The organism is Pseudomonas sp. MIACH (assembly GCF_001269925.1).
In the GTDB taxonomy this organism is placed as follows: domain Bacteria; phylum Pseudomonadota; class Gammaproteobacteria; order Pseudomonadales; family Pseudomonadaceae; genus Aquipseudomonas.
Map to the genome: position 1 here is coordinate 155230 of NZ_LHVO01000033.1, position 13903 is coordinate 169132.

13 protein-coding genes are annotated in these 13903 nt (G+C 59.1%); 7 read left to right on the forward strand and 6 right to left on the reverse strand.

Features of this window, described 5'->3' with window-relative positions; all coding sequences use genetic code 11:
* Positions 1-93: 93 nt before the first annotated feature.
* On the forward strand, positions 94-483 hold the full coding sequence (locus AD670_RS13845) for a hypothetical protein (RefSeq protein ID WP_053133034.1): 390 nt from the start codon (positions 94-96) through the stop codon (positions 481-483).
* Between the two features lie 43 nt (positions 484-526).
* Here the strand turns inward: AD670_RS13845 and AD670_RS13850 are convergent, their stop codons facing one another.
* From AD670_RS13850 to AD670_RS13860, 3 genes are all read right to left on the reverse strand, one after another.
* Positions 527-1393: a DUF6279 family lipoprotein gene (locus AD670_RS13850; RefSeq protein ID WP_053133037.1), complete on the reverse strand. Its 867-nt coding sequence runs from the start codon at positions 1391-1393 to the stop codon at positions 527-529.
* 66 nt (positions 1394-1459) lie between these two features.
* Positions 1460-2182, reverse strand: coding sequence for a TorF family putative porin (locus AD670_RS13855; protein ID WP_053133040.1), 723 nt, complete (start codon positions 2180-2182; stop codon positions 1460-1462).
* Positions 2183-2388: 206 nt separating this feature from the next.
* Positions 2389-2568, reverse strand: a complete 180-nt coding sequence (locus AD670_RS13860; protein ID WP_003193095.1) for a hypothetical protein — start codon at positions 2566-2568, stop codon at positions 2389-2391.
* A 321-nt stretch (positions 2569-2889) separates the two neighbouring features.
* Between AD670_RS13860 and AD670_RS13865 the strand changes: the two genes are divergently transcribed.
* From AD670_RS13865 to AD670_RS13875, 3 genes are all read left to right on the forward strand, one after another.
* The gene (locus tag AD670_RS13865; RefSeq protein WP_053133042.1) at positions 2890-3726 is read left to right on the forward strand and encodes a S1 RNA-binding domain-containing protein; all 837 of its coding nucleotides are present in this window, start codon (positions 2890-2892) and stop codon (positions 3724-3726) included.
* A gap of 113 nt (positions 3727-3839) precedes the next feature.
* A complete protein-coding gene (locus AD670_RS13870) occupies positions 3840-4238 on the forward strand; it encodes a DUF2177 family protein (protein ID WP_053133045.1) in 399 nt (132 codons plus the stop codon).
* A 199-nt stretch (positions 4239-4437) separates the two neighbouring features.
* Complete coding sequence (locus tag AD670_RS13875; protein ID WP_053133047.1) at positions 4438-5880, forward strand: NCS1 family nucleobase:cation symporter-1; 1443 nt, start codon at positions 4438-4440, stop codon at positions 5878-5880.
* Here AD670_RS13875 and AD670_RS13880 read toward each other — a convergent pair.
* A complete protein-coding gene (locus AD670_RS13880) occupies positions 5792-7000 on the reverse strand; it encodes an MFS transporter (protein WP_053133050.1) in 1209 nt (402 codons plus the stop codon). The genes AD670_RS13875 and AD670_RS13880 overlap by 89 nt on opposite strands.
* A 103-nt stretch (positions 7001-7103) precedes the next feature.
* On the opposite strand from AD670_RS13880, the gene AD670_RS13885 reads away from it, so the two are divergent.
* From AD670_RS13885 to AD670_RS13890, 3 genes are all read left to right on the forward strand, one after another.
* Entirely contained in the window at positions 7104-7997 is an 894-nt protein-coding gene (locus tag AD670_RS13885; RefSeq protein ID WP_053133053.1) for a LysR family transcriptional regulator, read from the forward strand.
* A 143-nt stretch (positions 7998-8140) separates the two neighbouring features.
* Entirely contained in the window at positions 8141-8263 is a 123-nt protein-coding gene (locus AD670_RS31980; protein ID WP_003193089.1) for a PA1414 family protein, read from the forward strand.
* A 535-nt stretch (positions 8264-8798) separates the two neighbouring features.
* Positions 8799-10895, forward strand: a complete 2097-nt coding sequence (locus AD670_RS13890; RefSeq protein WP_053133055.1) for an amino acid dehydrogenase — start codon at positions 8799-8801, stop codon at positions 10893-10895.
* Positions 10896-10960: 65 nt separating this feature from the next.
* On the opposite strand, the gene AD670_RS13895 is transcribed toward AD670_RS13890, so the two are convergent.
* A complete protein-coding gene (locus tag AD670_RS13895; protein ID WP_053133058.1) occupies positions 10961-12343 on the reverse strand; it encodes a sodium:solute symporter in 1383 nt (460 codons plus the stop codon).
* A 24-nt stretch (positions 12344-12367) separates the two neighbouring features.
* Positions 12368-13882, reverse strand: a complete 1515-nt coding sequence (locus tag AD670_RS13900; protein WP_053133061.1) for a cytosine permease — start codon at positions 13880-13882, stop codon at positions 12368-12370.
* Positions 13883-13903 lie beyond the last annotated feature (21 nt).

Sequence of the window (13903 nt, forward strand, 5' to 3'; positions counted from 1 at the left end):
AATGACGCCCGTCGGTTGGTCTGAACGGCTACAGGCGCGCAGGGTCACTCCTACAGGCGGGCTACTTTCCTTAGGCCTGCAGGAGGAATCAGGATGACGACTTACAACTGGGATCTGATCGAACGTCTGCTGCACGAAGTGCAGAACGGCGAGGGCAGCTTTGCCCCGCGCAAATACGCCGAGCAGGAGGCGGCCGAGAAGGCCGCGGCGGGCGAGTCCACCGGCAACCTGGATGCGTTGAAAAAGACTGCTGCGGATTATGAAGCGCTGCTGTTTAAGCGAGGGTTTATTGAGTCACGGCCTGAGGAAGAAGGCGGCAATGGTGAGAATTTCATTCTGACCGCACTGGGTGCGCAGCTATTGGCGCTGATCGACAGCTCGATCCCGGGCAATGATCACCCACGCCAGGTACTGGATGAGCAGGCCGATGCGCTGGACCCGACGACCTTTTCCGAAGTGGCTTCGAAGGCGCAGATTGCCTGAGCGGGCACTACGCTGACCCAGTGTGGGAGCAAGCCCTCCCACATTAGTTCGCAGCGGCCCTCAGGCATTTGAGTGCTTTGAAGTCGCTGCGTACGCCGTCGATTTTCTGCGTTAGTTTCTGGCGCTGTTGCACGGTGCTTTCGGCCATCAAATCCACGATCAGGCTGCGCGCTGCGGCTTCGGTCTGTGCATAAGCGGCGCGGTACTCCGGTGTCCACAGGCTTTCGCGGTCTACCATCAATTGCTGGATCTTCTGCGGGAAATCGGGGGCGTTGCGTTGCCGCACGGCGTCGATAAATTGCGCCTGCCAGCTGGCGCGGTTGCCGATCCACTGCTCGTTCTGTTTGCCCAGGCTGGTGGACCAGGCCATGACCCGGTTCTTCTGACTGTCGCTGAGCGGCCCCATCCATGCATCCAGGCGCTTGCTCATGCGCGCGGCGCGCTCCTCGATCTGCTTGGCCAGCGGCGGCTTGAGGTATTCGTCCTGGCGTTTGCGCAGGTCCTTGGCCAGGGCATCGTTCATGTCGTTGACCTGTTGGTCATCCAGCCCCTGTAACAATTCAATCGCGGACGGGGTGATTTCCCGCGCCACTTCGGCAATCGCCTGCTTGGCCTCGACGGTGCGGGTTTGCAGCGCTGCATCGGTGACCTGGTTGTTGTCGACCATCTCTTGCAGGCGGTCCAGCCAGTCGAGGTAACCCGGCAATTGCGTGGTGCAATGCCAGGCCAGGTGTTCCTTGAGTTTGTCGTTGAACCAGCTCTTCTGCCCGGCGTTCATGTCCAGGTAGTCGTTGAGGGTCCAGGGGATGATCACGTCCAGGTTGCGATAAGCCAGGCCTACGCGGTTGCAGCCGGCGAGTACCAGGCTCAGGGTCAGGAATACCACCAGCAGTTTGAGCCGATGCAGCATGGGCGTGTCCTTGCGCAGAGGGGATTAATGCATGTGAACCCTCGGCACACGCGACAGTTCAGCCCATCAATAAAACGACCGCGCCGCCTTTAACGTCAACAGGCCATCGCATTGCGAATTGTGTCCGGAGTAGGCCGAGCAATCGCCGCCGCTGAGGCTGGAATCGCTGTAGATCAGGTCCAGGTCGATGCCTTTCCAGGCGCGGGAGAACTGCACCGACCAGTCGCTGAAGCTGCTGATGGTGCCGCCTTCCACCGAGGCCGGAGTGCCGAGTTGATGGGTGGTGTACTTCATGCTCACGCCGATGCCGAAGGGCTGGGTGCCGCCGAGATCGGCAAACAGGGTGCTGTCCTGGCGGTCCGGGTCGTTGCTGAACGAGGCGCCGAAGCGATTGCCGAGCAGGTTGAGGCCGCCGTAGAACTCCTGGCTGTCGAGGGGGCTGAGCTTGGGGTAGCTGTAGTGGATCAGGCCCACTTCGTAGCCCAGGGTCTGGTCGAAAGGATGCTTGAACCCCATGTAGGAGTCGACTTCGAGGGTGCTGGCCGAGGATAGCCCCATGTTCGGTGAAAATTGACCGAAATACAGGCCGCTGTTATGGCTCAGGTCCAGCCCGCCATGGAACGAGTCACTGCCCGGCGAGGTAGGCTTGACCAACCCTTGGGCCATGCTGCGACTGGGGGTAGTACCCAATTTCAGGTCGAAGTCACCCAATTCGCGCTGGAAGATCTGCGCTTCGGCGAGGGGGCTGGCTGCCAAGGCGCCGACCAGGAAAATGCAGGATTTGAACATGCGTCACTCCATGGAAAGCGAGGAGCGGTAACGGAGAAAGTCGGGCAGATGCCCGTGCTAGACGTGTGCAAGGATACCGGCGAATGCCAGGCAGCGAGGCCCGTTCGTCGATTAGCGCGGTAATGAGTGTGTCGGGAGGGGGGATCTGCTCTAGTCCTAGCGCCTTGAAGGCAAGACGCTTAGGGACCAGGTGTATTGCGCAGGTGTTACTTCTTGCCCAGGCTGATCTGCTTGGACGGGCCGAAAGTCTGGCCGCTCACGCCCTTGGCAATTTGCTGGATTTCGCCACCGGACTTGAGGAAAGCAGCAATCTGGCTGTTGATCGATTCGCTGGTTTCAACGGCGGGAGCTGGCTTTGCTTTGCTATTGGATGCTTTTACACGCATGGCGGCCACTAACCTGTAGAAAATTAACTTGGCCAGGCATCGTACAGGAAATACTTGACAATTGCTTGGTAAATATCCCCCGGGAATAAGTGCAACAGCTGAAAGCAGCCAAAGTTTATCTTTGAAATTAGCCCCTAACTTACTGTTTTAACTCGAAACCACGGGGTGAGCCGGCACGGGGGCCTGGCAAAATTCAGCCGAATGATCGGACGAGCGGGGCGGTGCCACAGAAACGCCAGGCAAACCCGCGATTTTTCAGGCGCACGCGCGTGGCAAGCGCAACTCGGGTAGAATGCCGCCCACGCAATGAGGGTATTGGAAATGGCTTTAGTCGGGCGCTACAACAGCTTGCAAGTGGTTAAACACACTAACTTTGGTTTGTACCTTGATGGTGCGCAAGATGGTGAAATCCTCTTGCCTAATCGGTATATCCCCAAAGATATTCCCAGTGAAGATGAAGACTGGCTTAACGTTTTCATTTACCTGGACAGCGATGACAAACTTATCGCCACCACCGAAAAACCCAAAGTTCAAGTCGGCGAATTTGCCAGTTTGAAAGTGGTGGAAGTCAACAGCATTGGCGTATTCCTCGATTGGGGTTTGCCAAAGGATCTGTTGCTGCCGTACTCGGAAGAAAAGCGTCAGATGACTGCCGGTGAATATTGTGTGGTGCACGTCTACCTCGACAAGCACACCAAGCGCATCACCGCCACCGCACGCCTTGACCGCTACCTGGACAAGACGCCGGCCAACTACGTCGTGGGCCAGGAAGTCGACCTGCTGGTGGCCGAAGCTACCGACATGGGCTTCAAGGCGATCATCAATAACAAGCACTGGGGCCTGATCCACAAGAACGAAGTGTTCAAGTTCCTGCGTCCGGGCAAGGAAGAGAAAGGCTTTATCAAAGAGATCCGCGCCGATGGCAACATCAGCCTGAGCCTGCAACCGGTTGGCCAGGAAGCGGCCTCCAGCCTCAACTCGAAGATCCTCGCCAAGTTGCGTGAAAACAACGGCAGCCTGCCGGTCAGCGACAAGAGCGACCCGGCCGTGATCAGCAACTTGTTTGGCGTGAGCAAAGGCAACTTCAAGAAGGCCATCGGTGCACTCTACAAGCAGGGCCAGATCGTGATTCACGCGGATCGCATTGAACTAAGCTGAGTTCACTTTGCTCTCCTGTAGGAGCGAGCTTGCTCGCGAAAAAGGCCCATCCGACACCGTGATGCGCCTGGAATATTTTCGCGAGCAAGCTCGCTCCTACAGAGGGTGCATCAATGTTCAAGAAGTCTGTGTTCGCCTACCTCGGCACTTTGCTCGCCTTCCTTATCCTTGACGGCTTGTGGCTCGGCGTCCTCATGGGCCCGACCTACAAATCCCTGCTGGGCCCGCTGATGCTCGATCAGCCTCGCCTGTTGCCCGCAACGCTGTTCTATCTCTTGTATGTTCTCGGTTGCGTGGTGTTTGTGGTCTTGCCCAGCGCCAGTTGGCAACGCGCTGCGCGGATGGGCGCCATGCTGGGCCTGGTGGCCTACGGCACCTATGACCTGAGCAACTGGGCCACGTTGCAAGGCTGGTCCGCTGCTTTAGCGTTGATGGACATGGCCTGGGGCACTTGCCTGACCGCGATGTGCTGCACGGTTGGCTACCTGTGTGCACATCGGGTGCACCGTTGATTGTGTACAGGATTAATCTGCACCGTTGCTGAGCGCAGCTCGCTGCTATAAACCCCTGCGTACCCCTTTGGAACCCCGCTTCAGAGGGATTGTGTTCTATTGGCACGCATTCTGCTGACTGTCTCGTATACAAACCATGCCGCCTCCCGTATGCACCCCCGTGACGGAAGCGCAGGCCGGTATTACGAGGAGCCCAGCGATGACCGAGCAATTGCCCAAAGGCTACAGCCCACGCCTGTACAACCAGGACCTGGGCCCACTGCCGCAGAAGTGGACCTGGTACAACATCTTTGCCTTCTGGATGAGTGACGTGCACAGCGTGGGTGGCTATGTGTTCGCCGCCAGTCTGTTCGCCCTGGGGCTGGCCAGTTGGCAGGTGTTGATTGCCTTGCTGGCAGGCATTTGCATCGTGCAATTGATTGCCAACCTGGTGGCCAAGCCCAGCCAGCAGGCCGCCGTGCCCTATCCAGTGATCTGCAGGTTGGCGTTTGGTGTGTTCGGCGCGAATATTCCCGCGGTGATTCGCGGCCTGATTGCGGTGGCTTGGTACGGAATTCAGACCTACCTGGCGTCGAGTGCCTTGATCATTGTGGTACTGCGCTTTTTCCCACAGATGGCGGTGTATGCAGAGCCGCATTTTGCTGGCCTGTCTTACCTGGGTTGGTTTGGTTTCCTCAGTTTATGGGTGTTGCAGGCGGCCGTGTTCTGGGCCGGCATGGAGTCCATCCGCCGCTTTATCGATTGGGCGGGGCCGGTGGTTTATGCGGTGATGTTTGCCCTGGCCGGCTGGATCGTGTGGAAGGCGGGTTGGGCGAATATCAGCTTTACCCTGGCGGAAAAATCCCTGTCGGGCTGGCAGGCGGTCGGTCAGGTGATCGTGGCGACGGCGCTGGTGGTGTCGTACTTTTCCGGGCCGACCCTGAATTTCGGTGATTTCAGTCGTTACTGTCGCAGCATGCAGGATGTGCGGCGCGGCAACTTCTGGGGCCTGCCGGTGAATTTCCTGGCGTTCTCCCTGGTGACCGTGGTGATTGTCTCGGGCACCCTGCCGGTGTTTGGCGAAATGCTGCATGACCCGATTGCCACTGTGTCGCGTATCGATAACAGCATGGCGGTGCTGCTTGGCGCTTTTGCATTTGTGACTGCCACCATCGGCATCAACATCGTCGCCAACTTCGTGTCCCCCGCGTTTGACTTTGCTAACGTCGCGCCGAGCAAAATCAGCTGGCGCGCCGGCGGCATGATCGCCGCTGTGGCTTCGATCTTCATCACCCCATGGAACCTGTTCAACAACCCGCTGATGATCCACTACACCCTGGACATTCTCGCGGCCTTTATCGGCCCGCTGTTCGGGATTTTGCTGGTGGACTTCTACCTGATCAAAAAACAGAAGATCGACGTCGACGCGCTGTTCGATGACAGCCCGAGCGGGCGCTATTACTTCGACGGCGGCGTGAACTGGACGGCAGTCAAGGCGCTGGTGCCCGCTACATTGGCGGGTGTCGCGATCACCTTCACCCCGGCGCTGCAGGGCATGGCTAACTTTGCGTGGTTCACCGGTTGCTTCCTGGGTGGGCTGTTTTTCCTGGTGTTGGCGCGGCGAGAGCAGGTTCGCGCGCCGGCACCGTTGGTCGCGGGCTGACCAACACCCCTCCCGCCACTAACAGGCCTGCACCGGCGATCACCAGCGCGGGTTGCAGGCCACCGCTCAGGTGGCTGCTCACCGACGCCAGCAACGGTCCACTCAATTGGCCGATGGCAAAGCTGGCGGTCAGCAGACCGGTGTTGCGCTGATAGCCGTGGGGGGCAATCTCCCGCAGGCGCGCCATCACCAACTGCATGCAGGCCAGGAATGGCGCGCCGCACAGCAACACCCCCAGCGCCAGACCCCAACTGTTACCCAGCAGGCAGGCGAATACGCCGGCCGCTTGCAGCCACAACGTGGTCATCAGCCAGCGACGGGTGGTGTCCGGGTCCTTGGGACGCACGCTTGCGACCACCACGCCAATCGCCGCGGCCAAACCAAAGCAGGGCCAGAACAGATCGGCCTGCCAGGCGCTCTTGAATTGCGCGCTGGCCATCTGTGATAGGAACGTCGCCGGGATGATGTAGCCCAGGCCGAACAACACATAGATCCAGCACAGGTGGGTAATGCTGCCGTTGCTGGCCGCGTCGGCATGGCTTGCAACAGGCGCAGTGACGGCAGACGGCTGGGGCAGGAAGGGCAGGACTGCCAGTAGCATCACCAGCGCCACCACACCATAGATCAGCCACAACGTTGCCGAGTTTTGACCCAACAGGTTGGAGCCCAGCGCCAGTAACCCGGTCAACACAATCCCCAGCCCCGGCCCGGCGAACACCAGCGCGCCCAGGCGTGCACGCCCGGCGGCAAGCGCCAGCGGCTGGCTCAGGCTGGTGATCATCACCAATGCCCAGGCACTCGCAACGCCAGTGCCGAAGCGCAACAGCAAGTGGGGCCAGAAACCATGCGCCCAGTACGACGCCAGTGTCAGCAACACACACAACCACAGCCCGCCGTACAGGCGACCGCGCACGTGGTGATGGCTGCGCGCAAAAATCGAATCCACCGCACCGACGAAATAGCCCAAGTAGTTGGCAGCGGCGATCAGCCCGGCGTCGGTCAGGTCGATCTGGCCCTCGCTGAGCAGATGGGGCATTTGCGGGGTAAGGGCGAAGCGGCCAATGCCCATGGCCATCATCAGGGCGATAAAGCTGGCGAGTAAGCGGATCAGGGGTGACATGCTCAGGTGTCCTGCTGGTAAGCGAATACCTGCAGGCTAAAGCGCATTGACTTTCTGTAAAAATGAATAATAGTGAGTAACTTGTTCAGTTTTGGAGAAAGGTATGGAGTTCAGTCAATTGCGGATTTTCCAGGCCGTGGCCGAAGAGGGCTCCATCACCCGCGCTGCCGAACGCCTGCATCGGGTGCCGTCGAACTTGTCGACCCGGCTCAAGCAGATGGAGGAACAGCTTGGCGTGGAGTTGTTCCTGCGCGAGCGCCAGCGCTTGCAGCTTTCTCCGGCGGGCAAGGTGTTGCTGGACTACAGCACTCGCCTGTTGGCCTTGCATGACGAAGCCCACGGTGCGGTGCAAGGCGGGCAACCGGCCGGCAATTTTGTGCTGGGCAGCATGTACAGCACGGCGGCGGTGCATTTGCCGAAGCTGCTGGCGCGCTATCACAAGGCTTATCCGATGGTGAACCTGCAGGTGCAATCGGCGCCCAGTGGTGAACTGCTCGAAGGGTTGATTACCGGTCGCCTGGATGCTGCTTTTGTGGACGGGCCCATCACTATCGCCTCGTTGGACGGTGTAGTCCTGTGCGAAGAACGCCTGGTACTGATATGTGAAGCAGACCACCCGCCCGTGCGCGGACCACAGGACGTTGCTGGGCGTTCGGTGTTCACTTTCCGCCGCAGCTGCGCCTACCGCACGCGCCTGGAAACCTGGTTTTCCCACGAGCACGTCGCCATGGGGCGGGCGATTGAGATCGAGTCTTATCAAGGCATGCTCGCCTGCGTCATCGCCGGTTCAGGCGTGGCGCTGATGGCCGAATCCATGCTCGACAGCCTGCCGGGCAAGGACAGCGTGTCCGTTCATCCGCTGACAGGGCCTTTTGCCACTGCGACCACCTGGCTGATGTGGCGAAAGGGTATGCTCGGCGCTAACCTCAACGCATGGATCGACCTGCAGCAAGAGGGCAGGGCAGATTTCCTGCATGAAGCACGCGCAATTGCTTGAACGATCCGACAGGATTTGGATCAATTCAGTAATAGTTCGTTGTGGTTTCGTTCAAGCAATACGTAGGACTTAGGGCTACTATCAATGTAGGAAAAGGCGACAGAGCTTGCGCCTATCAGCATTACCCTCAAAGGGGGCAAACCATGAAAGAGAAAATTCAAAACTGGCTCCATGACCTCGGCGTTGCGCTGGGCCTGATCGAGCCACCGCTGCAGCCGGTGCCAATTCGTACCGATGACGAGCAGCGTCGTCCGCGCCGCAGATAATCTCCGGCCGAAGCAGGATTAAAGGTGGGAGCGGGCTTGCTCGCGAATACGCTGTGTCAGTTAATGGAATGATTGACTGATCCAGCGCTTTCGTGAACAAGCCGGCTCCCACCGTTTATTTTGCGCCAGGCAAAACCAACGGGCGTGACATCCGATGGCGCACCGCCCATGCGGCGTTTTTAGCGCCAGTCATACCTCCCGCTGCCCGAGTCACCCCTCGCGATAACCCCCTCACTCCACAGCACTCACTCGCCCCTGGTGATCTGAACAATCGTTCGGATGCAAGCGCCTGCTTCCAGGAAACACCTGTTGTTCCCCGGTGACACGGGTGAGTAGTCCCAATCTATGCAGGTCAGTCAGGCTTTTGACGTTCAAGTGTGGGAATCAGGCTACTTGTTCATCAGAAGCGGCTGGCTTATTCAATTCAAACGATGAGCGTAGGTTGAGTTCCTCAAGGGCATTTCAATAACGCCCCACCTCCATTGAATGGCTCTCTGCGAGGCATTAGTCAGTCAGAATTGCTGGAGACAAAGCTATGAGGCTCTCTTCCATTCCGCCAGTCGCCGCGTCACTCATCGCCATAACCGGCAATATCCTGCATCTCGCACCTGTGTCGAGAGCCTGGAAGGCTCACGCACCCAGCAACGTAGTGTTCTTTCCCCCGACATTAACCAAGCACGATCTACTCATACAGATCGGCCTCCTGAGTCCATCGGCGATGATTGTCGGAGACCAGGCGATCGATGCAGACGTCATTGCCCAATGGCGCATATCCCACCCATTTGGTGACCTCCATTTGATCCGCAGAGGTACGAGCCTGGATAAGGTGCGACTGGATCTTTGCGATTCCAACGACATCCGCGTGGTCAATACGCCGGGGGTCAACGCGCCGCATGTCGCCGCCTATATGGCGCGCTGGCTGACACTCGCCGATGGCTCCCTGCCCCGTGACGTCTGTGTACTGGGATACGGTAATGTGGGTAGAGAACTGGTCAAGCTGTTGCTTGATCGAGATCCGGATGTTCGGATCAAGGTATTGGATCGACACGCTCAAGGGCCGGACACTCTGGGCAAAGCCCGCTCCGACAGCCGAGTGTCGTTTGGCGTGGACTGGTTCGGGGCGCTGGACGGGGCCAGTGCTGTCGCTATCTGTTTATCCCTGAATGATGAGTCCACCCATCGCATTGATCGGGCCCTCATTCAGTGCCTGCACAGACAAGCTCGTCTGGTCTGCGTGGCCAAGCCAGATGTCTTCAGCGATGACGCTTTGCGAGCCCTGGCAACGGCTGAAGATATCCAGCTTGTATTGGACTACGGGCCTGGGACATTGGATGCATTTCGGGCGCGCGTAGAAGCACTCGGCTGCAGTGTCTCCAAGTGGCGCAAACCGGCGACCCTGACAACCCAGGCGGCGATGACTGAGGCCTGCCATTGCGATCTTGACTATGCCGTTTCAATTCAACTGAGCTTGACCGCCTTGCGCTGCCTTGTGAGGCGCAAACTTGCCCACTCATTGATGATCCCTGCGCAACAGGCAGATGCCGGCGCGCCGCGTGTGTCGATCATCGGTAGAGGTATCAACGGCCTGCTCCAAGCCGTGATGTTCCGCCTGGCTAATTATCAGGTCTCGGTCTACGGAGGAAATCAGCAGAGCGATGGCGCCAGTCATAAGCAGGTGAACATGCGCCATCTATCAGCCACGGAGACTACTGCGAAGCCGCTGAATAATGATTATCTAACGCCTGGAAATCAGTACTTGGCCGTGGAGTGCAATCGCGCAGGCATCGAGCTGTTTGAAAAGTTTCTGGCTGACAATCCATCTCTGGCACGATTTGCACGGTCGCGGATTGTACGAGCGTATATGGACGACGCTAGTGGCGTAGAGGTCGCGATCCAAGAACAACGCGATATCGAAAAAAGGCCTTGGCCGAGTGGCAAGCCAGGAGGTGAACTTGCAGAGATCAGTCGCCTGCAATTCCAGGTAATTTATGGCGTCCCAGGGATTGGCCGGGCTATCGAAGTCTCGGGCTACGATCTGGAATTTGCCCATCTGAGGGATGAGATAGTGGCGCTTTTGGCGCGCTCTGGGGTTCAGTTCCTACCCCAGTATCTAAGCCCTGTCCAAATTGCTGAGTTGAGCAGAGAGCACCTCGTCGTCACTGCCATGGGGGTCGAGGAAGAAGAGGTCATCGCGATCATTGGCTGGTTTTTCAAGATACGTGCTGTTGATAGTGAAGCTGTCGGAATGCGCGGACTAAAACTGCAGTACGATCTGCCCATCGGTGTCATGAATTGCCGCTTGGACGGGGACTACATTCTTGTCTCCGGTGGGCAGGTCCCGCCCGATTCCACGTCCGCGTACAAGGAGCAGATACTGACGGCATGCCAGGCTGCCGTCGCTCGTCACTTTCCAAAGTCTTACCGCCGGGCAATCGAAAGTGGCGAGTTGCAAATTATCGAATGTGCCAGGCCTGGTACTCCGGATGGACTGTCGATAGTCTATTGCTCCGCCTACAACCGCATTGCCGCCGGAGGAACGTATGCCGGGGGTACGACGCAGGGGTTGGTGTGGGCCTCCTTGGTCCAGGAAATCATCCAGGCAAAGGCGTCTGCGGTTTCGGCACTGTATTAATGAAAAAACGGGTGCGACATCCGACGTCGCACCCGCTGAAGAAACCGCTCTAACCCCCCTATTTCCTACACCGCCCGAGCCACCTCCGCCTCTGGCCGGCGTGACAACACACTCACCAGTACAAAACTCACCAACGCCACCGCCAGGCTGTAGTAGATCGGCGTGTTCGCATCCAGCCCGTCCTTGAACATGAACACCAGCGCCGTCACGAAGCCCAGGGTCATGGACGTGATTGCCCCCGACGTGGTCGCCCGCTTCCAGAAGATCGCGCCGATCAGCGGGATCAGCATGCCACCCACCAGCAGGTTGTAGGCCAGGGTCAAGGCGCTGATCACGTCATTGACCACCAGTGCGATGCCCAGCACGACAATGCCGGTCAACATCGTGAACAGACGGTTGATTGCCAGGCTCGACTGTTTACCGCCGCGTAGACGTGGCAGCAAATCTTCAGTCAATACGGTGGAGGCGGCGAGCAAGCCGGCGCTGGCCGTCGACATCATCGCCGCCAGTGCCGCCGCGATCACCAGGCCTCGGATGCCGTCCGGCAGTGAGACTTTGACGATGGCCGCGAACGCGTTGTTGACGTTGTCCAGGTCCGGAATCAGTACATGGGCCGCCATGCCGATCAATGCACAGGCGAGGCCGTAGAGGATGCAGTAGAAACCGGCGAAAGTGCCTGCGTACTTGGCGACCTTTTCGTCACGGGCGGTGAACACTCGCTGCCAGATGTCCTGGCCGATCAGGATGCCGAAAAAGTAGATCATGAAGTAGGTGATGATCGTGTCCCAGCCGATCGCGGTGAAGCTGAAGCTCGACGCCGGCAACTTGGCCACCAGTTCGTCCCAGCCGCCGACGCGGTACAGGCAGATCGGCAGCAGGATAAACATCAGGCCGACGGTCTTGATCACGAACTGCACGATGTCGGTAAGGGTGAGCGACCACATGCCGCCGATGGTCGAGTAGATCACCACCACGCCACCGCCCAGCAACACCGAAATCCAGAACGGCAGGCCGAACAGCACTTGCAGCACCGTGCCGATGGCCAGGATCGAGGTCACGCCGATCATCAGCGCATAGGCCAGCATGATCACCGCACTCGCTTGGCGGGCCATAGGGTTGTAGCGCTTTTCCAGCACCTGGGTGACGGTGAAGATTTTCAGCTTCAACAGCGGCTTGGCCAGGAACAGGTTCAGCGCAATGATCCCCATGCCCAGCGCGGCACACAGCCAGAAGCCGGAGATACCATGCACATAACCCAGGCGCACGGTGCCGACAGTGGATGCACCGCCCAGTACCGTGGCGGCCATGGTGCCCATGTACAGCGACGGGCCCAGGTTGCGACCGGCCACCAGGTAGTCTTCGTGGGTCTTGGCGCGGCGCATGCCGTAATAGCCGAGCACGAGCATGCCGGCGGCGTAGATGAGTACGACGAATAAATCCAAAGCCATGACGGCGTTTCTCCGATTATTGTTTTAGGCAGTAGGCGCGCTTGTTGTCGCGAGGGAGCTTGCCCCCGCAGGGCTGCGAAGGGAGCCCTCGGGGCCATACACCGAAGCCGGTTCCGGGAACACACGCAGTAACGTCAGGTACACCACCGACGCCAACCCCAGCGTCACCGGCAGGCTGATGTCGATACCATCCGCCAGGTTGCCAAGCGGCCCGACAAACTGACCCGGCAAGTTGACGAAGCACAGGCCCACCAACGCGCTTGGAATCCAGGCCCCCAGCCCGCGCCAGTTCCAGCCATGGCTGAACCAGTAGCGGCCGCCGGTTTCACCGCGGGTGAAGACCTGCAGGTCATCCGGGCAGTAGAAGCCGCGACGTACGATCAGGCCGATGATCATCATCACCATCCACGGCGTGGTGCAGGTGATGATCAGCACGGCGAAGGTCGATACGCTCTGCACCAGGTTGGCGGCGAAACGTCCGATAAAGATGAAGGCAATCGACATCACCCCGATCAGCAGCGTGGCCTTGACCCGCGACAGCAGACGCGGGAACACGCTGGACATGTCCAGCCCGGTGCCATACAGCGAGGTGGTGCCGGTGGACATGCCGCCAATCACTGCGATCAGGCACACCGGCAGGAAGAACCAGGTGGGTGCCACCGCCAGCAAACCGCCGACGTAGTTGTTGGCCGCGATGTAGTCGGGCGCCTTGATCGCCACGATGGTCGCGGTGGCCAGGCCGAACAGGAACGGGATCAAGGTGGCGATTTGTGCCAGGACCACCGCCAGCATGATGCGCAGTTTCGGCGTCTCCCGTGGGATATAGCGCGACCAGTCACCCAGGAACGCCCCGAAGGAAATCGGGTTGCTCATGGCCACCAGCGCCGCGCCGATAAACGCCGCCCAGAAGCCGGTCTGGCCCAGGGCTACGGTGCCGGCGAAATGGCTGTCGAAGGTCGGCGCGAACGCGAAGATGCCCAACAGGAACAGCAGGCTCGCTGCCCAGACCGCAATGCGGTTGACCCACAGCATGAAACGAAAGCCGTAGATGCACACCGTCAGTACAAGCATGGCGAATACGCCGTAGGCCAGGCCCAGGGTCAGGTCGGTTTCCGGCAGGCCGATCAGCCGTTTCGCACCGCCGACCAGCGCGTCGCCTGAACTCCACACTGACAATGAGAAGAAGGCAATCGCCGTCAGCAACGACAGAAACGAGCCGACAATCCGCCCGTGCACGCCGAAGTGCGCACCGGAAGACACGGCGTTGTTGGTGCCATTGATCGGCCCGAACAGGCCCATGGGCGCGAGGATCACCGCCCCCACCAGCACACCCAGCACAATCGCCCAGACGCCGGCGTGGAACGACAAGCCGAACAACACTGGAAAGGAACCCAGTACGGCGGTGGCAAAGGTATTGGCACCGCCGAAGATCAGGCGAAACAGGTCTTTGGGACCGGCGGTACGTTCGTTGTCGGGGATCTGTTCGACCCCGTTGGTTTCTATTGTGCGAATACTTTTATGGTTGTTTTTATTATTCATGATCAGCTCCGATCACATTGG